This window comes from Pedobacter sp. NO84 (genome assembly GCF_059703915.1).
The window spans coordinates 2,405,871-2,428,661 of record NZ_AP046575.1; the positions used below are offsets into that span (position 1 = coordinate 2,405,871).

Annotated in this window: 21 protein-coding genes; 11 read left to right on the plus strand and 10 right to left on the minus strand. The window is 39.1% G+C overall.

The features are described from left to right. The first annotated feature begins 51 nt into the window (after positions 1 to 51). The 7 genes from AC6H0V_RS10390 (at position 52) to rodA (ending at position 7,830) form a co-directional block, all read left to right on the plus strand. Complete coding sequence (locus AC6H0V_RS10390) at positions 52 to 315, plus strand: hypothetical protein (protein WP_497560116.1); 264 nt, start codon at positions 52 to 54, stop codon at positions 313 to 315. Between the two features lie 151 nt (positions 316 to 466). Then, a complete protein-coding gene (purH, locus tag AC6H0V_RS10395) occupies positions 467 to 1,993 on the plus strand; it encodes a bifunctional phosphoribosylaminoimidazolecarboxamide formyltransferase/IMP cyclohydrolase (protein ID WP_497560117.1) in 1,527 nt (508 codons plus the stop codon). 156 nt (positions 1,994 to 2,149) lie between these two features. Beyond that, the gene (locus AC6H0V_RS10400; RefSeq protein ID WP_055132282.1) at positions 2,150 to 3,172 is read left to right on the plus strand and encodes a rod shape-determining protein; all 1,023 of its coding nucleotides are present in this window, start codon (positions 2,150 to 2,152) and stop codon (positions 3,170 to 3,172) included. An 81-nt stretch (positions 3,173 to 3,253) separates the two neighbouring features. Beyond that, on the plus strand, positions 3,254 to 4,072 hold the full coding sequence (gene mreC, locus AC6H0V_RS10405; RefSeq protein ID WP_497560118.1) for a rod shape-determining protein MreC: 819 nt from the start codon (positions 3,254 to 3,256) through the stop codon (positions 4,070 to 4,072). Next, positions 4,069 to 4,584, plus strand: coding sequence for a rod shape-determining protein MreD (locus tag AC6H0V_RS10410; RefSeq protein ID WP_497560119.1), 516 nt, complete (start codon positions 4,069 to 4,071; stop codon positions 4,582 to 4,584). The genes mreC and AC6H0V_RS10410 overlap by 4 nt, the downstream gene beginning before the upstream one ends. Continuing rightward, entirely contained in the window at positions 4,584 to 6,587 is a 2,004-nt protein-coding gene (mrdA, locus tag AC6H0V_RS10415; protein ID WP_497560120.1) for a penicillin-binding protein 2, read from the plus strand. Before AC6H0V_RS10410 ends, mrdA begins: the two co-directional genes overlap by 1 nt. Further along, positions 6,568 to 7,830 (plus strand): rod shape-determining protein RodA, encoded by a 1,263-nt coding sequence (rodA, locus tag AC6H0V_RS10420; RefSeq protein WP_497560121.1) that lies wholly within the window; start codon positions 6,568 to 6,570, stop codon positions 7,828 to 7,830. Before mrdA ends, rodA begins: the two co-directional genes overlap by 20 nt. A gap of 123 nt (positions 7,831 to 7,953) precedes the next feature. Here rodA and AC6H0V_RS10425 read toward each other — a convergent pair whose 3' ends face one another. Further along, positions 7,954 to 9,132 (minus strand): DUF8457 domain-containing protein, encoded by a 1,179-nt coding sequence (locus AC6H0V_RS10425; RefSeq protein ID WP_497560122.1) that lies wholly within the window; start codon positions 9,130 to 9,132, stop codon positions 7,954 to 7,956. A gap of 223 nt (positions 9,133 to 9,355) precedes the next feature. On the opposite strand from AC6H0V_RS10425, the gene AC6H0V_RS10430 reads away from it, so the two are divergent. The 3 genes from AC6H0V_RS10430 (at position 9,356) to AC6H0V_RS10440 (ending at position 10,841) form a co-directional block, all read left to right on the plus strand. After that, positions 9,356 to 9,931, plus strand: coding sequence for a thymidine kinase (locus AC6H0V_RS10430; RefSeq protein ID WP_497563376.1), 576 nt, complete (start codon positions 9,356 to 9,358; stop codon positions 9,929 to 9,931). A gap of 90 nt (positions 9,932 to 10,021) precedes the next feature. Beyond that, positions 10,022 to 10,219, plus strand: coding sequence for a hypothetical protein (locus AC6H0V_RS10435; protein ID WP_497560123.1), 198 nt, complete (start codon positions 10,022 to 10,024; stop codon positions 10,217 to 10,219). A gap of 184 nt (positions 10,220 to 10,403) precedes the next feature. Further along, positions 10,404 to 10,841 carry an SRPBCC domain-containing protein gene (locus AC6H0V_RS10440; RefSeq protein WP_497560124.1) on the plus strand — a complete coding sequence of 146 codons (438 nt, stop codon included), beginning with the start codon at positions 10,404 to 10,406 and terminating at the stop codon, positions 10,839 to 10,841. A gap of 40 nt (positions 10,842 to 10,881) precedes the next feature. On the opposite strand, the gene AC6H0V_RS10445 is transcribed toward AC6H0V_RS10440, so the two are convergent. From AC6H0V_RS10445 to AC6H0V_RS10480, 8 genes are all read right to left on the minus strand, one after another. Then, complete coding sequence (locus tag AC6H0V_RS10445; RefSeq protein WP_497560125.1) at positions 10,882 to 11,472, minus strand: magnetosome magnetite crystal formation protein family; 591 nt, start codon at positions 11,470 to 11,472, stop codon at positions 10,882 to 10,884. Between the two features lie 224 nt (positions 11,473 to 11,696). Continuing rightward, the gene (aac(6'), locus tag AC6H0V_RS10450; RefSeq protein ID WP_497560126.1) at positions 11,697 to 12,137 is read right to left on the minus strand and encodes an aminoglycoside 6'-N-acetyltransferase; all 441 of its coding nucleotides are present in this window, start codon (positions 12,135 to 12,137) and stop codon (positions 11,697 to 11,699) included. A 25-nt stretch (positions 12,138 to 12,162) separates the two neighbouring features. Beyond that, entirely contained in the window at positions 12,163 to 12,774 is a 612-nt protein-coding gene (locus tag AC6H0V_RS10455; RefSeq protein WP_497560127.1) for a hypothetical protein, read from the minus strand. A 12-nt stretch (positions 12,775 to 12,786) separates the two neighbouring features. Then, positions 12,787 to 15,231: an ATP-binding protein gene (locus tag AC6H0V_RS10460; RefSeq protein WP_497560128.1), complete on the minus strand. Its 2,445-nt coding sequence runs from the start codon at positions 15,229 to 15,231 to the stop codon at positions 12,787 to 12,789. 991 nt (positions 15,232 to 16,222) lie between these two features. Continuing rightward, positions 16,223 to 16,816: a histidine phosphatase family protein gene (locus tag AC6H0V_RS10465; protein ID WP_497560129.1), complete on the minus strand. Its 594-nt coding sequence runs from the start codon at positions 16,814 to 16,816 to the stop codon at positions 16,223 to 16,225. Next, complete coding sequence (locus AC6H0V_RS10470; RefSeq protein WP_497560130.1) at positions 16,817 to 18,259, minus strand: FGGY-family carbohydrate kinase; 1,443 nt, start codon at positions 18,257 to 18,259, stop codon at positions 16,817 to 16,819. It abuts the gene before it with no gap. Next, the gene (locus tag AC6H0V_RS10475) at positions 18,259 to 19,701 is read right to left on the minus strand and encodes an FGGY-family carbohydrate kinase (protein ID WP_497560131.1); all 1,443 of its coding nucleotides are present in this window, start codon (positions 19,699 to 19,701) and stop codon (positions 18,259 to 18,261) included. The genes AC6H0V_RS10470 and AC6H0V_RS10475 overlap by 1 nt, the downstream gene beginning before the upstream one ends. Before the next feature lie 3 nt (positions 19,702 to 19,704). Further along, a complete protein-coding gene (locus tag AC6H0V_RS10480) occupies positions 19,705 to 20,685 on the minus strand; it encodes a 2-hydroxyacid dehydrogenase (protein WP_497560132.1) in 981 nt (326 codons plus the stop codon). Between the two features lie 379 nt (positions 20,686 to 21,064). Between AC6H0V_RS10480 and AC6H0V_RS10485 the strand changes: the two genes are divergently transcribed. Continuing rightward, a complete protein-coding gene (locus tag AC6H0V_RS10485; protein WP_497560133.1) occupies positions 21,065 to 21,829 on the plus strand; it encodes a DeoR/GlpR family DNA-binding transcription regulator in 765 nt (254 codons plus the stop codon). A gap of 28 nt (positions 21,830 to 21,857) precedes the next feature. On the opposite strand, the gene AC6H0V_RS10490 is transcribed toward AC6H0V_RS10485, so the two are convergent. Then, complete coding sequence (locus AC6H0V_RS10490; protein ID WP_497560134.1) at positions 21,858 to 22,790, minus strand: endonuclease/exonuclease/phosphatase family protein; 933 nt, start codon at positions 22,788 to 22,790, stop codon at positions 21,858 to 21,860. Between the last annotated feature and the right edge of the window lies 1 nt (position 22,791).

A 22,791-nucleotide genomic window follows, 5' to 3' on the forward strand; every position in this document is an offset into this window, starting at 1 on the left:
AAAAATCAAAAATTTATCGGAGGCGAGCGCAGATTGGTAGAAGTTTATCTAATGATAAAAACCAGATCGAAATTTACGATTTTGGATGAGCCATTTTCACACCTCATGCCCATACACCTCGAAAAAATAAAAACTTTGCTTACCAAAGAGAAGGTAAACAAAGGTTTTTTTATTACCGACCACATGTATGAGGCCATCGTTGATATTAGTGATAACACCTATGTTTTTAAAGGACGGAAAAACATATTTAACCCATTCTATAGCCGACATCAAAAGTTTGGGGTATGCGAGGTTTTAGGTGGGGACACCCATTAAATCATACCAATTGTTATATTGTTGAATTGCTATTGCATTGTGCCAACAATCAAACAATATAGCAATTGAGCAATTCTTAGATTTATTTAAATATTTGTAATAAAAAAACCATCTCATTTCCTACCTTTGCGGCTTAAAATAATTGCCCTTCATGAGCCAGTCCGTTCAAATCAAAAATGCCTTAATTTCAGTTTATTATAAAGATGGTTTAGCGCCCCTGGTTCAATATTTGGCCCAACAGGGAGTTACCTTATTTTCTACAGGCGGAACGGAACAATTTATCAAAGATTTAGGCCTCCCAGTTACGGCAGTGGAGGATTTGACGGGATACCCTTCTATTTTAGGCGGGCGCGTAAAAACCCTCCATCCTAAAGTTTTTGGAGGTATTTTAAACCGAAGAAATTTAGCAGGCGATAAAGAACAGATCGCTGAATATCAAATTCCAGAAATTGATCTGGTTATTGTTGACCTTTACCCATTTGAAGAAACTGTAAAAGCTGGGGGAACGGATGAAGAGATTATTGAGAAAATAGACATCGGTGGGATTTCTTTAATCCGCGCTGCCGCAAAAAATTTCAATGACGTGGTTATTATTGCCTCTAAGAACGATTATGGTACTTTATTACAGCAATTAGAAACACAAAACGGCAATACTACCTTATCTCAGCGTAAAGCTTTTGCTAAAAACGCTTTCCACACCTCTTCTCATTACGATACGGCCATTTTTAACTATTTCAATACAGAAGAACCTTTGGCTATTTTTAAGCAGAGCTTAACACAGTCGCAAGCGTTAAGATATGGAGAAAATCCTCATCAGCAAGGTACATTTTACGGTAACTTAGATGAGATGTTTACCAAATTAAACGGCAAAGAACTGAGCTATAATAATTTGGTGGATGTAGATGCTGCAGTTAGTTTAATTGACGAGTTTACCGAACCAACTTTTGCTATCCTAAAACATACCAATGCTTGTGGAATAGCATCCAGAGATAATGTGCTCGAAGCTTGGAAAGTAGCATTGGCCTGTGACCCAGTTTCTGCATTTGGCGGTGTTTTAATTACTAACGTGGAAGTTGATCTTGCAACTGCAACAGAGATTAACAACCTATTTTTTGAAGTGTTAATCGCACCTTCCTACCAGCCCGAGGCAGTAGAGTTGTTTAAAGGCAAGAAAAATAGGGTAATCTTGCAACGCAATGAGGTAACATTAAGCAATAAGCAGTTTAAAACGTTGTTGAACGGTGTGATTGAACAAGATAAAGACCTTAGTTTAGAGGCCGCTGATCAAATGACAGTGGTTACCGATAAAAAACCTAACGATGAATCGATTAAAGACCTCATCTTTGCTAATAAAATTGTAAAACATACCAAATCCAACACGATTGTTTTTGTAAAGGATAATGTGTTATTGGCAAGTGGGGTTGGACAAACATCAAGGGTTGATGCGCTGAAACAGGCGATCGTAAAGGCTCATTCCTTTAATTTTAGCTTAATTGGGGCCGTGATGGCATCTGATGCATTTTTCCCTTTCCCTGATTGTGTTGAATTGGCAGCGGATGCAGGGATTGTTGCTGTGCTCCAACCTGGAGGCTCAATCAAGGATAAAGATTCTATCGATATGGCCAACCAAAAAGGAATAGCAATGGTTACCACAGGAGTTAGGCATTTTAAGCACTAAGAGAGTTTCCAGTTTTAAGTTGGGAGTGTGCAGTTCAGTTATATTAACGATCGTGAAATCATCTTTAATCGGTGAAATCATACTGAAAATATAATAAAAAGACTATTTTTACATTTGAATAGTATACATTACAGGAATAAAAAATAAAAAATATAAATGGGTTTATTTAATTGGTTTACACAAGAAGTAGCTATTGACTTAGGTACTGCGAACACCCTTATCATACATAACGACAAAGTAGTAGTAGACGAACCATCTATTGTTGCCTTTGATAGACAAACGAACAAAATCATCGCCATTGGCCGGCAGGCGATGCAGATGGAAGGTAAAACCCATGATAACATTAGGACGGTTAGACCGCTTAAGGACGGGGTAATTGCTGATTTTAACGCCGCAGAAGCTATGATCAAGGGAATGATCCGCATGTTAAATGGCGGTAAAGGATGGATGTTCCCGTCGTTAAGGATGGTGATCTGTATTCCTTCGGGCATTACCGAAGTAGAAAAACGTGCAGTAAGGGATAGCGCCGAAATTGCCGGTGCAAAAGAGGTTTACCTTATCCACGAGCCAATGGCCGCTGCAGTTGGGATAGGGATTGATGTGGAAGAACCGATGGGAAATATGATTATCGATATCGGTGGAGGTACTACCGAAATCGCAGTAATCGCCTTATCTGGGATTGTTTGCGATCAATCTATCCGAGTTGCGGGAGATAATTTCGATTCGGATATTGTAAATTATATCCGTAGACAGCACAATATCATGATTGGAGATCGTACTGCCGAAAAAATAAAGATCGAAGTAGGTGCGGCTTTGCCCGAACTTTCAGATCCACCTGCAGATTTTGCTGTACAGGGAAGAGATTTGATGACGGGAGTTCCGAAACAGATTACCGTTTCGTATACAGAAATTGCACATTGCCTAGATAAATCAATCTCAAAAATTGAAGAGGCAATTTTAAAAGCCCTAGAAATTACACCACCAGAACTTTCAGCTGATATTTATCAGACTGGAATTTACTTAACCGGAGGTGGTGCACTGTTGCGTGGTTTGGATAAACGTGTGGCAGCCAAAACAAAGTTGCCTGTACACGTGGCAGAGGATCCACTTCGTGCCGTTGTAAGGGGAACTGGTATTGCCCTAAAAAACATTGGTAATTTTAAATTTCTTATGCAATAATTAACAAGGAAAATGGAAGATGTAAAATGGAAGATGTAACCACCCATTTTACATCTTCCATCTTCCATCTTACCTCAAGATATGCGTAACCTTTGGATTTTCATCAGTAGATATAACGCATTTTTCCTTTTCATTATTTTCTTCTCTATCGGTATTGTGCTTACCATCAAAAACAATACCTATCAACACAGCATTACGTTAAACTCTACCAATGAAGTGGTTGGAGCGGCGTATGAACGTTTAAATGTGCTAAAAAGATATTTAAACCTTGGGCAGGTTAATGATAGTTTGGCAAACGAAAATGCCAAATTAAAAACCGAACTGCTGGCGCTGAAAGAAATTGATAGCAGTAAAACAGTGGTGGTAACCGACACGGTTAACAAGATCCAATACACCTATCTGTCTGCTAAAGTGATTAAAAATTCGATCAGTCAACGGAATAACGTAATCACGATAAATAGAGGAAGCCTTGACGGGATTGAAAAAGACATGGCTGTGATCTCGCCTCAAAAGGGCGTGGTTGGATTTATTTTAAACGTTTCAGACCACTTAGCAACCATTAGAAGTTTATTGCACGAAAATACCCCAATAAGTGTGAGGATCAAAAAAAATAACGCATTAGGTTCATTGGTGTGGGGCGATGGGAATTTCGATTATAGAAAGGCTTTTGTGAAAGAAATTCCGAACCATTTTCAAATAAACGTAAGGGATACGGTCATCACTTCTGGCTCAGGAGGTTTCCCTAAGGGCATAGCTGTTGGTATAGTGAGCAAAAAGCCAGAAGCCAATGGGGATATAGAGGTTGTTCTTTTTAATGATTTTAGTACGCTTCAATATGTGTATGTAATTAAGGATAAATTGGCAACAGAACAAAAAGCTTTAGAAACTATCTCACAATGAACAGCAAAACCATTTTAATTAATTTATTTAGATGGATTGTACTTTTATTTGTGCAGATCTTCTTACTGCGAAATCTTAGCTTCTATAACCTCTCCACCCCTTTTGTGTATGTCCTGTTTATTCTAGTTCTTCCTTTTAGGATCCCAAATCTGTTACTTTTTCTTATCGCTTTTGGTACCGGATTAACAATAGATGCTTTTTATGATACGCTGGGTGTCCACACTACCGCCTGTGTAGCTGTGGCATTTGTGAGAATCCTATTTATTTCTGTGAGTTTAAACCGCGATGCGATCGATGATCCTGAACCCTCGTTGGGCAATATGGGCTTTAAATGGTTTTCTATCTATGCAGTATTGTGTATTTTTGTTCATCACTTAGTAGTTTTCTTTCTAGAGGCCTTTAAGCTTGTTGAGTTTGCCTATACCATGGGAAGGACCTTGTTAAGTGTAGTGTTTACCATGTTTACTGTATTATTGGTTGAGGCAATCTTCCACAATAGAAAATCTACTTAATGGATCAACTGTTTAATAGAAAATATATTATCCAAGGTTTATTCGTTCTCATTGCCCTTATTCTTTTGGGCAAGCTTTTTTACATGCAGGTACTTAGCGAAAAATATTTTCTGAGTGCCAACAATAATGCATTACGTAAGATTGCCATCTACCCCGCCAGAGGGATTATTTTTGATCGTAATAATAAGGTTTTGGCCCAAAATCAGCCTACTTATGATTTATTGGTTACCCCCAATCTTGTAAAACCATTTGATACCCTATCGCTCTGCACTATTTTAGGGATTGATATGGTAGAGTTTAGGAAAAAATTCAACAAAGCCGTAACGCAATCCAGATACCAAGAATCCATTTTTCAGAAACTGATCTCTGTAGAAACCTATGCATCTCTTCAAGAACGAATGTATAACTACAGCGGTTTTAGTGTAAGAAAAAGGACGATCAGATATTATCCCGATAGTTTGGCAGCACAGTTTTTAGGTTACATGCGAGAAGTTACGCCAACAGATCTCGAAAAACATGCGGGATACTACAGTTCTGGAGACTACATCGGAAAGGCGGGGATCGAAAAGGAATATGAGCCTTATTTAAGGGGAACAAAAGGTGTAATTCACATGCTATATAATGCTCGAAATGTGGCGCAGGGAAGCTATGCCAATGGAAAATTAGATTCGGTAGCCATTGCTGGCGAGCAATTAACCTCTACTATAGACAGTAGAATCCAGAAGCTGGGAGAAGAACTGCTTGCCAATAAAGTAGGAAGCATTGTAGCCATAGAACCTAGCACCGGAGAAGTTTTAGCATTTGTAAGCAGCCCAGGATATGACCCAAACAAATTGGTGGGCAATAATTTTAGTCCTAACTATAAGGAGATATTTTCCAATCCAAATAGGCCATTTGTGGTTAGGCCAATTCAAGGCGGATATAGTCCGGGTTCGGCCTTTAAGCCATTAGATGCACTAATTGCCTTGAGCCAAGGGGTAATAGATCCAAATACGACATTTAATTGCCCTGGATACTACATTGCAGGAAACCGAAAATTTAAATGTGAGCACGTTGATGGTACCATTGCCTTGAGAAGAGGAATTGCCCGTTCTTGCAATACTTATTTTTATAATATCTTCGCAAGGCTGATGACTAAAAACGGCGGGGCCTATGCTAAGCAACAACGCACCTATGAAGATTGGCAAAGTATGGTCAGAAAATTTGGAATAGGCGATACGTTGGGAATTGATTTTCCAGGAGAAAAAGCTTACAAACTTTTCAGAATGGCAGATTACAACAAAATTTACAGTAAATACTGGGGCAACACTACTATTATGTCTGTAGCCATTGGGCAGGGCGAAATTAATACCACGCCGTTACAAATGGCCAATATCATGGCCATCATTGCAAATCGGGGTTACTACATCAAGCCACACGTGGTTAAAGCGATTGGAAACGGCAAAGCAATAGACCCAAAATATAAGGTAAAACACGACGTTGGCATTGATGCTAGGTATTTCGATCCAGTAATTGACGGGATGCAGGACGCTGTGAATACCAGCATCGGTACTGCCATCGAATCGAGATTGCCCAATATCATTATGTGCGGTAAAACAGGAACAGTACAAAACAACCGCGGTAAAAATCACTCTGTGTTTATAGGCTTTGCTCCACGGGATAATCCAAGAATTGCCATTGCCGTAATTGTAGAAAATGGGGGTTATGGTGGTGCTTATGCTGCACCGATCGCTAGTTACATAACCGAAAAATACCTCACAGATTCGCTATCTGGTCGCTCCATTAATGGTGCAACCATCGACTTGTATAAAGCTGCCAATTTATTACCAGCCTTAAAAACTAAACCCTTGACTAAACCCTTAACCAAAACAGATAGTTTAAAAAAGACGGATAGTCTGAAGAAAAAATCGACCTTATCTAATGTAAGTTTAAGTCATACCACTTCGCCAAACGCCAAACGCCAAACGCCAAACGCACAAACAAATGCAACAGCAAAGCAATAGATTCTTCTTTAATGTTGACTGGATAACCATATTAATTTATGTGGCTTTATGTGCAATTGGCTTTTTGAATATTTATTCTACAGAGTTTAATCCGGATAAAAAAGCTGCATTTAATTTTGCTGCCAATTATGGTAAGCAACTCATCTTCATACTTAGCGGCTTAGGTCTAGGTCTTTTGATCTTGCTGTTAGAAGCTAAATTTTTCAGTGTATTTGCTCCAATTATCTATGGGTTAACTATTTTTCTTTTACTATTGGTGTTAGTGATAGGAAGAAATGTGGGTGGTAACCAGGCTTGGATCGCAATCGGGTCGTTTCGTCTTCAGCCCTCAGAATTTGCAAAATTTGGAACCGCTTTGCTACTGGCGAGGTACATCAGTTCCTTTAATGTTAAGCTTAATTCCCTTAAGCCCATTTTAATCTGCGGAGCAATTATTGTACTGCCAATGTGCCTCATCATGCTCCAGCCTGATGCGGGCTCCATGTTGGTTTTTTTATCGTTTATGTTTCCTCTGTATCGAGAGGGCCTGCCCGGTAATCTGCTTATTCTTTTTTGGGGAATGGTTGTTTTATTTATCCTCAACTTATTTTTAAGCCCTGTAGTGTTAATCTCTTGTATTTTAGCGGTAGGAGCATTGGTGATTTACAGCAATCAGAAAAAACAGCAAAAAATTATCCGCACTGCTTTAATTACGGTACTAGCTATTGGTTATCTCTTTGTAGCTAAATTCATTTTCACCCATGTGCTAGAAAAGCATCAACGTACCCGGATCGAGCTGATTTTAGGCTTAACAACAGATAATAAAGGAGTGGGATATAATGTTATTCAATCTAAAATAGCGATTGGTTCTGGGCAATTTAGTGGCCGAGGGTATTTAGAGGGTACACAAGCTAAATTTGGCTACGTGCCTGCAAAAAGTACAGACTTCATCTTCTCGACCGTAGGTGAAGAATGGGGTTTTGTAGGTTGTTTCGTAGTAATCGGACTATATATTTTTCTTCTGTTAAGAGTTGTGAATATCGCAGAGCGCCAGCGATCCGCGTTCTCTAGGGTTTATGGGTATTGCATTGCCTGTATTATTTTCTTTCACGTATTCATCAATATCGGAATGGCCGTTGGGTTGATGCCGGTAATAGGAATTCCGTTGCCATTTATCAGTTATGGAGGCTCGTCTTTATGGAGCTTCACCATCCTGCTGTTTATTTTTCTGAAGCTCGATTCGAACCGGATGGGATTTATATAAAGGAAGATGGAAGATGGAAGATGGAAGATGGAAGATGGAAGACGGAAGATGGAAGATGGGCAATGTGGCTAGGCATCCTGCACACATATTCCATTTTACCTTTTACATCTTACATGAACCGAATCATTTAAATCTTGCGTTAAGTAACTGATAGAACTTATCTACGGTAGCCTGTTTGCTGGCCCAGTTATTTTTAACGGCGTAATTCTTTTTAAAGAAATTATCTGCCGCTTCAAAGTTGGGCAGTTTATTGGCAAGGTCAATTGCTTCAGAATAAGCTAGATTATAGCCATTAAATAGATCCTTGATATACAGTAATTTGTCGTTTAGGTTAATGGCTTGTTTTAGGTCGGTAATGCCTGCGCCGGCATTGGAGTTAATATTAGTACTTGCTGTTTTAGCCAATAGATCATTCAATGTTGGCTTATAGGTTGGGTCTTCAACAGGCTCCACTGTGTTTATAACTTGATCGGATTGGGGATCTTCTTTTAAGCCTAGGTCATCCTTTTCTATAGGTGATTCTGAAGGAATTTGTACCAAAAAGGGTTCTGGTCCTATTTCATCTTCTTCAGCTTCTGCATCGGTCAAATCAACTAATGGTTGTTCTCTAAGTTTCCTTTTCTGCGCCAGAATCTGTTCTTCCTCCTCGCTTAGTGCTCTGTTAAAAAGCTCGTCCACACTTTTTCCTTCAAATTCAAATTTTTCATTGCGTTTTTGGCTGTCTTCATGGGTAATGAAGCTATCTCGGGCATATTGATCATCATCTGATTGAGGCATGCCCTCGATGGTTTCATCGGTATTTAATTTATTTTCATGGCCGATAAGTTCCGAAGGAATCGCTTTAGGATTTTCATGTTCGGCGTGATCATTTAAAATAAATTCGAATGTTGAGGGCGACTGATCCAATTTGAAAACCTCTTCTTCAATCATTTGAGAATTTGGCTCTTTATATTCTTTAACTGCCGGATTGGGATTATCTTGAAAGGTTTCTTCCTCGGCTTGATCCGCAAAAGTGATTTCTTCTAGCTGAGCTTCATCCTGTAGGTCTTCATCCACAAAATTGCTATCGATTACAGGCGACTCTACTTTTTCATCAGGATTTACCGAATTAGATGGCCAAGATTGGTTAGCATTGATTTTTTTGATGATCTGAACATGATCTGCTAAGAAATTTGCATTTGCTTGAAAGAGCTCCAGTTCTAGTTGACTGAGCTGCTGAGGGTTTTGGGCCAGAAACTGATATTGTTCATTTAACTCGCTTAATATCAATCCTAATTTCTTAAAAAGGTCTTCTTGGTTCATAATAGCAATCAAACGAAAAAATATATTATTTATGTTAATTGAGCATTCAAAAATAAGATAAAAATCTGTTAGTTATGGTGTTTATTAAGAAATTGGGAGTGGGAAATATAGAATAGGAATAGGAAATAGATTGGATGCTTTTATGATTTGTCCATTCCCTATTTCCCATTCTCTATCTCAAATCTGAGATTGTAAATTATAGCAATTTTCGGTAGGTTTGAAGATGTTATTTAGCGAGCAAAATTATAGAAGAGGAGAATTTTATGGAAGCATAGAAGTAATTTGTGGTTCCATGTTCTCTGGTAAGACCGAAGAGCTGATCAGGAGATTAAAAAGAGCACAGATTGCAAAATTAAACGTGGAAATTTTTAAGCCCAAAACTGATACGCGCTACGATGAGACCGCTGTAGTTTCTCACGATCTAAATTCAATCCAGTCTACCCCAGTGGATAACTCATCTTCTATCTTATTATTGGGCACAAATACTCAAGTTGTTGGCATTGATGAAGCCCAATTTTTTGATGAAAATTTACCCGACGTTTGTAATAAATTAGCACTTAAAGGGATCAGGGTAATTATTGCAGGACTTGATATGGATTTTTTGGGCAAACCATTTGGGCCGATGCCCGCTCTTTTGGCAATAGCCGAACATGTTACCAAAGTTAATGCAGTTTGCATGCAATGCGGAAGCCCGGCGGTGTACTCTTACCGAACGGTAGCCAATGAAAATAAAATTCTATTAGGCGAAAAAGATAGCTATGAGCCGAGATGCAGGGCGTGTTATAATGCGCTTGGTTAGCGCATGGCATATCGCATCGGGTTTTGAAGCTCCATACCCAGGCCCTATGCTATTTAATCTTAAATATATACTCATTAGTCTGTTTAACCTATGAAAATCATTAACGATCAAACATCCACGAGTGAAATCACTGCAATAAAAGTTGGCGATTCGATCAGTAACGGCCTTGGGACTTTCGGTGAAGTAGAAGATATTAAGTTTGAAGATAAACCTGAACATTGGCACTTTACCTTTCAGCTTGTTGGTGGAGGGTTTATAGAGGCTAAGAAGGTACGGACAACATGTTAAATGGCTAATAAATACAATTTCGCATGTTATCTCCCACTTCAGACTGTCTTATCTGCACCTTAACTTTGTCTTAAAAACACCTTTGTCTTTCATTAAAAAATTTTCAACTTTCATTTGCAAGGCTATTGGCCCTTACATGGCTCCCACGAGCAAAAAGGAAATAAATTAACTAATCTACATAGCTATGATGAATTTTAAAATTGAGATCAATGCATCGAGAGAAAGAGTTTGGGAAATTCTTTTTGGCGAAAAAACCTATCCGATGTGGACTGCGGTATTTGCAGAAGGTTCGAGAGCAGAAACAGATTGGAAAAAAGGAAGCAAAGCATTTTTTACAGATGGAAGTGGAAAAGGTATGGTTTCTAAAATTGCTGAAAATGTGCCAAACGAATACATGTCTATAGAACACTTGGGCATGTACGATAATGGCAAGGAAGATCTAGAAAGTGAAGAAGTTAAAAAATGGGCAGGAGCTAAAGAAAACTACACTTTGACAGATTTAGGAGGCAAAACCGCATTAGTAATTGATATGGACATGTCTGATGATGAAAAGATGATTGCTTATTTCGAAAAAACCTGGCCTAAGGCCCTGGATAAAATAAAGGAGCTGGCCGAAAGCTAGTTTTTCAGTTATCAATTTGCAGCAATTAACCGATCAAAACTTATTTCAAAAACCGAATTGCTGGTTGATATAAAGGTCGTTGTTGATTATAACAGCGGATGGCATTAAGCATTATAAATGCAAAGTTGTAACCATAAGATAGCATAAAACACAATAAATAGGTTTCTGGCATTCCCAACCTACCTATATTCTCCATGGAAAGTCCGATAAATTGCGAACATACTATATAAGTGTAAAACAAGAAAAGCGCAATACACCATGTAATTTGGAAATTGATCAATCGCTTTCCAATTTCTTCAAGGTTTTTAACTTTATTCCTTTTAAGTACCCAAAGTGCAAGCGGCACAATTATACCCAACAAAGGGAAAGCAATAAAACTAAGTGCTGATAGATTTAATAATGCCAAATATCCTCTATCTTCACGTTCTGTCCAATCAATTAAATCATTTGGTGTAACGTCTAATGCGTTAGCCAATCTCTTTAAGGTATCCCCTCTGGGCTCGGTTTCGCCACCCTCAATGCGTTGCACTGTTCTTAGACTAAGCCCTGTTTCGTTTGCTAGTTCTTCCTGGCTAAGTCCTTTTTTGGTACGGAGTTCTTTAATTTTTTTCGCAAGTTCTAAATTTATCATGGTTTCTATATTTTATTATCTCCAAAGGTATTTTGTCATTCTTGCTTTACTTGCGTCTTGCTTACGACTTTTTTACGACATTTGTGCCAGCTTGGAAGATTTTCAGTTTGCGGTGCCCAATTTGCAGTTGCAACTAGGTTTCCTTTGGGATGAAATTAAAAAATCACCTACTTAATTGTGTTTTGAAGATGGATGGTAGTTCTAAACAATGCTGCATAAATTACCTATAAATCCTTTATAAAAGCAATTAGCCTTCCTGCTTCTTTAAAGCCGCTATGCAGATGAAAACTATAGCTCATGTGGTTTTCGAGATAAATATCAGATCCGATTTGTTTACATCCAGCTTGTCGTAGCCATTCTTCACCTTCTTTCAAGAGACTGCCCGCAATGCCAGTTTTGCGGTATATCGGCTTCACATAAATTCCCTCAACATACCCTGTTGGTGTATAATCTGAACCTTCTACGTACTCTGTACGTATACCCAAATAAATGAAACCAAGGAGTTCCCTGGCTTGCTGATAGATAAGCACCTTGAATTTTTCTGATGGAATAAGCTCGCTAAAAGTTTTAGCCAAATCGTTGCGCTCATAGTCGGGCCAAAGATCCGCAGCCATTTCTACGAGCATTGAAATATCATTTTCCTTAGCCTGTCGTATCGAACCCATACACTAAAATACGGACATGAAACTTCTAATGCAAGCCTGTTTGTGGGGCGTATCCGCATCTGAATGCATTTACCATTGATTTCGGGGTTAAAACCTGGACTTTATGTAATTCCACTTTCGCATCGGATCTGTATCCAAAGGGGCTCCATTGAGAAATCATCTTGTGGGCAACTAGGTAAGCTTCCTTGTCAATTGTTATAAAAGTCCCATCCGGCAAGGTTTTCAACTCAGCTTCAAAAGTTATTTTCTCATGATTAAGCCCAATTCGTTCTTGCTGTAGCACATCATCTATTTTCCCGATCGGAGTTTTCATGTCAAATCCGTAGTTGGGATTGCCCTTTATCCACGCTTCCTTAAAACGAACAGCATCCGCCCTGCGACATTCGAAACAAGGCCTGTGCCCAGCAGCCAATGCCGTAGCTTCATCAAAAAAGAAAAGCTCTGTCCACAAATTAGGTCCCATTATGGTTCTTCGCCTATCTTTAAATTTTAATAGACAGATGATCCACGCTTTATGCTTAAATGGTCTTAAAATAGTTTTGCCATTACCATGTAATTGACCTCGATTGCCCAACCATTGGCCACGGGCATCGGTGCTGATCAGGTTCCCGAAAGGGTCTACACGATTTTGAAGCATTTATACATGTTATTAAATACCGATTGGTATTTCGAACCAGAATGTGCTTCCTCGGCCTTCGGCACTCTCTACCCCAATTAATCCACCATGTTTTTCTACAATTTCTGCACAGATATACAGTCCAAGGCCAAGTCCCGACACCTGGCTTCCGCTATCATCGGCCCTAAAATAACGATCAAACAAATGTGGTAATTTATCAGTAGGGATTCCGGGCCCTTTATCAGACACTGAGATTCTGGCTTTTTCCCCCTCCCGCTCTACTCGTAAAATAATTTGCCGTGAATTAGGAGCATATTTAACGGCATTGTTCACGAAATTAACCACCACCTGTTCAATTCTATGTTCATCTGCCATAATCTCAAGTTCATGATCGCCCTCAAAAATGAGCTCGTACCTCCCGTCTTCACGGATGTGGGTACAACAATCAGCAAGCATTTTGGCTACACTGAACTTCGTTTTGTTCAAGGCTACGTGCCCTTGATTCATTTTGCTCACATTTAACAGATCCTCTACCAAACTTGAAATTTTTTCCATGCTCCGTGTAGATTGTTCAATAAGTTTAGGAAGTTTATCGTTGGGAGTGCTTTTCATCCTTTCTAAAAGCTGTAGTGATGCTTTTAGGCTGGTGATAGGCGTCTTTAATTCGTGGCTCGCAATGGAGATAAAATCGTCTTTTTGTTGTTGCAGTCTTTTATACTCTGTAATATCAAGTACAGTTCCAAGCAATCTTTTCCTATTCCCATCTTTATCATAATATACATTGCCCTGAACCCTTATCCAATGTTCTCCATCGGCAAGGAGTAGTCTAGTCTCGTAAATTAGTTTTCCGGAAGTTTTAGCACTTTCTTGTGCTTGGGCACTGATATGGGTGTCTGATGGATGGAAAGTGGCTAGTATTTCTTCCCTGCTTACTACACGATCAAAACCAAAAATTTGGTAGAAACGTTCAGATGCAATGGTAGTATTGGTGAGGTAGTCATAATCATAAGTACCTATTTCTGCAGCATTAACCGCTAAACGGATCCGTTCTTCTACATCTTCAATACTTCTCCTCGCCTTTACTTTATCCGTTACGTCTATAACAACCACCATTATTGCGCTCACCTGCCCACTTATTTCCCTAACAGGCTCATAAACAAAATCCAAAAATACATTCTCAGGAACACCATTTCGCACCAATATCAATTCGTGTTCATCGGCAATAAAAGGCACTCCAGTATCTATCACCTTTTGCAGAATTGGAGCATAACTTTCTGCGGCTTCGGGCACCGCATCCCAGATCGTTTGCCTTTCAAGCTCGCCCCTTCCTTTTCCTACAAGTTCCAAATAGCCATCATTTACTTCGGTTACCATCAGATCGTGTGCACGAATAACACAAATCGCAAAAGGCGCTTGCCTAATCAAATTTTTGAACCGTACTTCGCTAACCATAAGTTCGTCGTTGGTTTGTGCCAATTCTTCATTTATAGTGGCCAATTCTTCATTTGCCGCAGCAAGATCTTCGTTCGCGGCAGTCATCTCTTCATTTATAGCATGGATTTCCTCGCCCGCTTCTTCAACTTTACGTCTTGCTATTACCTTATCCGTAACTTCAATAGCAACAATCATAATCGCTTCGGGCACGCCCTCTGAATCTAAGATTGGTTGATAAACAAAATCTACATATACGGCTTCGGGAATACCCTTCCTGATCAATAAGATTTCATGCTCATCTGCATGAAAGGTTTCTCCAGTGGTAAGTACCCGTGTAGTGATAGGCTCGTAATAGAGTCTTGCTTCAGAAATAACATCCCAATAAGGCAAAGTATTAAATGGTTCTCGCTCCTTCCCTATGATTTCCAAAAACCGATCGTTAATCTCTTCTACCATCAAGGGGCTTCCCTTTACGATACACATTCCAACTGGGGCTTGTTTAACCGTATTACGAAGGTTTTGTTCTTGGATTTCCTGCGCCATGATTGCTTTAACCTTATCCGTGGTCTCAATACAGATAACCAATATTCCGCCTACATTTCCATTTTCGTCTTTGATTGGGCTATATGAAAAATCAAAATAGCATTCCTCGGCCTCACCGCTCCGCTCAAGCGGCACCATAAAATCAGGAAACCCAAATTTCTCTCCAGCCATTACCCCGGCAAACATCCCCCCTATCTGGTCCCAAATTTCTTTATAGGTATCTTTAGCGCTACCGCCCAGAGCAGCAGGATGCTTGTCCCTCCCATTAATGGGTCTAAAAGCATCATTATATAATTGAATATAATTCTCTCCCCAACAGAGCAACATCGGAAAAGAATTGTTGAGAATCATTGAAACAGCATTTTTTAACACTACAGGCCATTCAGAAGGGTTTCCGAGGGGATTGTTAGACCAATCTATATCGCGGATTAATTGGCCCATTTCGCCACCACCAGCCAGAAAAGGCAGTACCGAATCATGTTTCATTTTATTTTCAGACATTGAGATAAGGTGCGTTTAAAATGGCAGATTGGTTAATTATCCCATCCAATAACGTTATTTAAAGATAAAAGTTTTTAGCATTTGCTCCAAAAAGAGCGTAGAGCGTAGAGCGTTTGGCGTTTGAGCGAATAGGGTTAAGCGGTTGGAGCATAGCGAAAAGGGTTAGGAGTAGAGGGTTTGCCGGTGAGCATATCCCTTAAATGTAATGTTAGGTGGTGAAATGTATATCGAATGGTGGAAATAACCGCAAAGACTTATATTCTCTAATATGTCTTATTATTGGTTGATAAAATAACGCAGAGATCGCAAGTATTACGCAGAGAACGCAAAGCACTAAGATGTTTCTAAGATGCCAAGATGGTGAAAAAAGACTATGCTTCTCTTATAGGTCTTATATGGCCAATTAAATAACGCAGAGATCGCCAAGTATTAAGCAAAGAACACAAAGCACTAAGATGTTTCTAAGATGCCAAGATGGTGAAAAAAGACTATGCTTCTCTTATAGGTCTTATATGGCCAATTAAATAACGCAGAGATCGCCAAGTATTACGCAAAGAACGCAAAGCACTAAGATGTTTCTAAGATGCCAAAGATGGTGAAAAAAGACTATGCTTCTCTTATAGGTCTTATATGGCTAATTAAATAACGCAGAGATCGCCAAGTATTACGCAAAGAACACAAAGCACTAAGATGTTTCTAAGATGCCAAGATGGTGAAAAAAGACTATGCTTCTCTTATAGGTCTTATATGGCTAATTAAATAACGCAGAGATCGCCATGTATTACGCAAAGAACACAAAGCACTAAGATGTTTCTAAGATGCCTAAGATGGTGAAAAAAGACTGATTTTCTTATAGGTCTTATATGGTTAATAAAATAACGCAAAGACCGCCAAGTATTACACAAAAACCGCAAAGTGCTAAGATGTCTAAGATGTGGAAACGGATCAAACTTCTTAGATGTCTAAGCTACCTAAGGTGGTTAAATCAAGATTACCTTGCATTCAGTTTTTGTAGTGTAAACTCGCCCTCATCATCAATATGGAACTTGGTTATTGAGGAGTTTTCTTGTACTATGCGCCTATAGTTTTTTAAGGGCATTCCTAATTGATTGGCCATATACAATCGATTAACGCCATTATGGGCAACTACAACAATGGTTTGATTAATGTGCTTGATCATCATTTCATTAAAAAATGAAGTCAGTCTTTCTAGTATTTCATTACCGCTTTCTCCTGTTGTTCCCGCAGCAGCGGAAGCAGGATTTTCCATCCATTGCTGCCATGAATAAGGATCTTCCTTTACGAATTCATCTTTGGTTTTCCCTTCCCAATTTCCAAAATCTACTTCAATTAATCTGTTATCAGTGCTAACTTCTCTTCCAGTAGCTATTTCGGCCGTACGTTTAGCCCTTTTTAATGGTGACGAATACACAGCGTCGATTTTTTTTTCTTTAAGTAGTCCAAAGACTTCAACGGCCTGCGTTAAGCCTTTTGGTGTTAGTTCGATATCGGTGCGGCCGCAATAACGATTCCCATCGGCATTATAGGCTGTTTCGCCATGACGTAATAAATAAACGGTCAGCATTTAATTAGGGGTTAAATATCCTTTTTCCTTTAATAGGTTTATAAATTTCAAATATAGGATCTCATATTTCAGAACCAGTTCTTTCTCGGGTAAAATTTTGCTTTCAACAACAGTAAGTGCTTGCGTTGCTTCGGTTAGATTAAGGAAATAGGTTTTGGATGATGCCGAGATTGCCGCCCCCACTGCTCCAGAAACGTGCTTCATTTTAAAGATTGGCTTATTTAGCACATTAGCCCTTATTTTGAGCCATATTTCGCTATTGCTCCCTCCTCCCGCAGTAAACACTCTGTGCACTTTTTCATGGGATAATTTTTCAATCAATTCGAAAGCATACCGCTCTATGTAGGCTACACCTTCCATATTTGCCGTAAACTCTTCCGCTCTGCTAATTCCACCTTCAGTAAAACCCCGAGCTTGGGGTGCATTTAACGGAAAGCGCTCTCCTTTTTGCAGCAGCGGATAATTCATGTATCCTGTAGGAAATAATTCTTCGGCTTCTTTATTTAATTTCACCAAATCATCAGCAAACTCTGCAGTTACCCAATCTGCCCCTGTATTACTAGCTCCGCCCGGCATCCAGTATCCCTCGGGATGCCTGTGACTATAAATTCTACCTAAAGGATCTAGTACTTCGTTTTTGGTTACGCCTTTTACAACCAAGGTGGTACCGATAGTTGTGTTCCAATCGCCTAAATTCATAGCGCCCGATGCAATCTGTGAGGCACAACCGTCTGTAATGCCGGTAGTAATTTTTATCGTATTAGGCAAATCTAAGTTCAATGCCAATTCTTTATCAATTTCGCCAATTATATTTCCAGAAGGATAAACTGCAGGTAACCACTCTTTCCTTAAAGGAAGGTCATTAAATAAGTAATCGGGCCAAAGAAAATTGGTAACATCGAAGCCCGATTTAAATGCATTGGTGTAATCCGTAACGCCCCAAACGGTGCTCAGCTTTCCGGTAAGGTAATCTGCAGCATGGATCCATTTGGCAATTTTGCTTACTTTTTCGGGATGGTTTTCTACAAACCATACCATTTTTGCCAAACCAGTAGACGAATTGAAGGCCGTAAATCCTTTTTTATGAGATTTTAGTGCAGCTTTTGTACATTTCTCTGCCACACTTTCAGAGCGAGTATCACTGTACATAATCGCATTATGCAAAGGTTCATTATTTTTATCCAAGGGGATTACAGTACCAGAAGTTGAGGTAACGCCTATTGAAACTATTTTTCTGATTATCTCCCTATCTGTATCTTGGACCAGCTTCATTAACATTTTTAAGCAAAACTCCCACCATACTAGTGGCGACTGCTCTATTCTTGACGTGCTTGTTAAGTGAAAGGGCTCTTCTATTGACACCAGCAGATGGCCACGTTGATCTAATAAAATAATTCTGGCGCCTTGTGTCCCGATATCGATACCAATAAAATAAGCATTCATTAATTAAATGTTTCTTTAATTAATTTTCTTGTTTTTTTCCACGTGTTATACTGGGTCAAACACTCCTCATTTGTTAAAGAAGAAATGGTTTCTATGGTCTCGAGTATTAAGGGGTTCTTTGAGAGGGCTTTGTTGCATATCATAACTCCCCCTAATACAGACGACTGTTGGTACCCTTTTCTAATCAGCACTTTTTTACCAATCAACGACGCTATAAATTGCCTTAATAGCTGGCTTTGGAACCCTCCTCCACATGCCCAAATAAAATCTTTATGATGTGATGCGGTTTCTCGTAGCGTATCATAATTTTCTTTAATACTACAGGCGATGTCCCAAAGTGTTGCGTAAATAAAGGATGCCCTAGAAATTTCCTGACAAACAGGAACATCGAAGATAAAACCGGCCCTTGTTATCGAACCTTTCTCATTAGACACAACTGAGCCCAAGGATGCTACACAAGACCTATGGGTCATGGCGTTAACTTCCCTTTCGATTACATCATAACTCTCATTAGGATAGAAGATTTCCTTTAATCGTTGATAGTTTAAACCTGTAACCCCTGCATTGGTTTCGCACATAAAGCTATCCTCATCCACATGTCTTCCTGTCCACGTGCGCTGTTTATCATCCAACGAATATTTTTCCGTTATTTTAATGATCGGAGTAGTGGTGCCCGATACAACAACCACATCATTATTATCAGGCTGCGTGCCCACTACTGCAAGCTGCGTATCTGCGCCCCCTACTATGATTTGGGCATCTGCCGCAATATTGAATTTTTGAGCTTGTTCACTAATAATGGAGCCAAGGATGGTTCCAGAAGAGACCAGGTTTGGTAGGATGGAAACATTGAAATCAAAAATATCGCTGAGCTTTTTACACCATTTTTTCTGAACAATATCATAGAGCAACGTTTCTGATGCCTGCGAATGCTCATAATGCAACACTCCGCTCAATTGATACTCTACCCAATCGCTGATGCTTAAAAAAGTAGAAAACTGATCCCATATTGCTGGTTTCCGATGGCGAATTCCAATTAATTTAAAGGCAGAAAAGAGAGCTGTTGGATAGCGTCCTGTTAAGTTATAGACTAAATCTTTATCATTTACTATTCCCTCCCATTCCCGACCTCGAAAATCAATATTAGGCAAACCGATAAGTGCATTTCCGGATTGGTTTAATAATACGATACCTTCACGCTGACTGGTGGCTGTTAAACCAATAATCTTTACCTCGCCGGCTTGCTTTAGTGCATTTTTAGCTAAAGTAATTATAGATTCCCATAGTTTTTCTGGTTCAAAATATAAAGAATCAGGATAATCTTCGTCTTTGATATAAGCAATATCGCTGCGCTGAAGTCCTAAAATCTGTCCGTCAATGGATGCAACCGCAACCCTCAGGTTTCCCGTTCCTACGTCAATTATAATATATGCTTCCGACATTGATTAAACAGCTTTTTTTTGGTTATTGATGAGTTGATTTTCACCGTGCCATGCCAGTATTTTCTGATTTAATATTTTCACGTGGTGATCTTCCACTTCAAAAGTAGCTCCAGCAGTATGAGGTGTTGCCAAAACATTGGGATGATGGATTAGTCTATAATCCTTTTCGTCTGGTGGCTCATGATCAAAAACATCCAATACCGCCCCTCTTATCTTATAATTCTCAATTGCATAAAGCAGATCATCCCGATTAACTACACTGGCTCTTGCTGTATTTACAAAAATAGCAGTTGTTTTCATTTTAGAGATCAATGACCGATCAATTATCCCAATGGTTTCGCTGTTTACAGGTAAATGTACAGAAACGATATCACAGCTCTCAAAAATCATTTCAAGAGAAGTTTTTTCGTATGCCGGCATTGCATCCTCAACAAAAGGATCATAGAACTTGATAGGACAGGGAAAAGACACTAACATTTCTGCAATTCTTTTTCCGACGGCACCAAAACCAATTATCCCAATTGTTTTTCCAGCGAGTTCATTGCCTTTAAATTGCAGGTAAGAAGTATGTTCGCCCGCTTCCCATTTCTCGGCAGTTAACCATTGTTGGCTTGGTATCGTGTTGCGCATCAGGTTTACCACATTGGCAATAAACATTTCGGCCACTGCCTGCGCATTACGAGCGGGAGTATAAAAAACAGGAATGTCGTGCCGGTTTGCGCAGTCTACATCTACATTAGAGGGGGTTCCTCGGCATACTCCAATAAATTTCAAGTTAGGGAACTTATTGATCACATTAGCAGTTACCTCATCATGCTCGATAATCAAGGCGTCTGCCCTTGTCTCGTACAATAGGTCGATGAGCTCTTTTTCGTTGAAAGCCCTTTCATTTCCTTTCCATTCTTTGTAAACCACTTCACCAAAAATTTCTTGTAATTCTTTCTGTCCTTCTTTGTTATATGGCGCTGTAATCAATATCTTCATTCTATTCAGGAGTTGATGCGGTGAAATTTCAATTATAAATGGGTATTAATACTATAAAAATAATTAAATTTTATTTATAAATAATTAAAATATCTTTTTTTTTATTAAATAATCTTACAATTTATATATATCATCTTATTTTTAAATGCTCGAGTATCATTATGCGGCTAACTAATTTAAAACCATTATCTAATTAATTATCCCATAAATACCCTTCCCAAGCCAGCTAATCGATAAAAATTTAATGTTGACTAGTTAAAAGTAAATCGTTTTACGGAAACAGGTTAATAAATTTTAAACTTTTCTGAATGGTTTAATTCATTGAAAAAAAATTAACTTTGAGTAATCAATTTCCGCTATCTTAGATTTAAAGAAGATCATGAAGAACATTACCGACAGACATCAATTTATCTTAAAAAAATTAAAGCAAGATGGAAAGATAAATATCTTGGAGCTCATCGAAGAAATGCAGGTCTCTGGTGTTACGATCAGAAAAGACCTGAAAATTTTGGAGGATAAAAATCTTCTCTTCCGCACTAGAGGTGGAGGTTCTGTTAATAATCCGTATGCTATAGACAGGCCTATTAATGAAAAAGAGTTTATTAATTCTGACGAGAAAAAAAGGATTGCCAAATCTGCCATCGAATTGGTGGGCGATACGGATTCGATCATGATTGGTTCTGGTACTACTGCGTACGAATTTGCAAAGGCACTTTATCCATCAAGATCTTTAACCGTAATTACTCCTGCTGTAAAAGTTGGATTGGAGTTAAGCGATCGCCCAAACGTAGATGTGCTCTTACTTGGAGGAATGATCAGAAAAAATTCATCTTCGGTTGCAGGCTCCCATGCGATGCGCATTTTAGACGAGATATCCTGTAGCATATTGTTTATTGGAGTTGATGGAATTGATCTCGATTTTGGGGTTTCAATCTCTAATCTGGCCGAAGCATCACTGAACCAGAAAATGATTGACACCGCCCAAACTGTAGTACTCTTGGCCGACAGTACAAAATTTGACAAACGGGGTTTAGGTAGAATTTGTGGTCTAGACCAAGTTCACTATATCGTTACTGATAATAAAGTTTCGGATGCTAACGTGAAGGCGATGAAAGAACGTGGCGTGAAGGTTATTGTAGCCTAGGTGAGTTGCAGTTTTCTCCCGATAGCTATCAGGATAGAAGTTGGAGAGTTGCTGAAACAAAATAATGATCGCTTGGGTAAAAACCGCTTTCGTTATCCTTTATAATTTTGGAATCGAGCACAGTAAAATTTCCTTTGGTAAAAATAAAATCGATTTTTTTCCTGCTGTCCTTTTTTGGATCTTTCTCTCCCAAAAACTCGTGCGTTGTAGCCGTTTCCGTATTTGAAGCAATTGCCCTAAAGGTATCAGACCAGCCTCTTGCTATTACCAGATCATATACTTTATTCTGTGATGAAACATTAAAATCGCCGGTAAAGATCTGCGGAAGTTCAGCTAAATATTGATTCGCATCATCGAGCACAATTTCTACCTGTTTTTCTCGGGCCGGTTGGCTTTTATGATCGAGGTGAAGGTTAACTATCCTCATTTCCATACCTGTTTTCTTATCTTTTATCCTTACCCAATTCGCATTTCTGGCTCTTGCCGTATCCCATGAGGCACTTGCTGCAACAAGAGGAGTTTCAGATAACCAATATCCTCCCGCAGCGAGGAGCTCATATCTTTTAAGCGAAAAGAAAATGGGGTTTTTTGCGATGCCATGGTAACCCTCCTTAAATTTGTCCATTTCTGGTCCTTCAAAGCCAAAAGAGAAATAATCTTTGAACTCTTTTTTCAAATCTTCATTTTGTACCCTTAGCACTTCTTGTAAGCAGAAAATGTCTGGCTGTTGTTTACGAATTACAGTTGCGCATAATTTTTTACGTTTTTCCCAGCCTACACCCGCAGTCTCGTCTTCTGGCAGGGCAACCCTGATGTTGCAGGTAAGCACTTTTAGTGTACTGTAGGCCCTGCTATCAAACTGAAAACTTGAAGCGCTTACAACTTTTGGGAATAATGGAAGTGCGGCAATAACACTAGCACTTTTTAAAAAATTTCTCCGTGAAAATCCTGATTTCTTCATC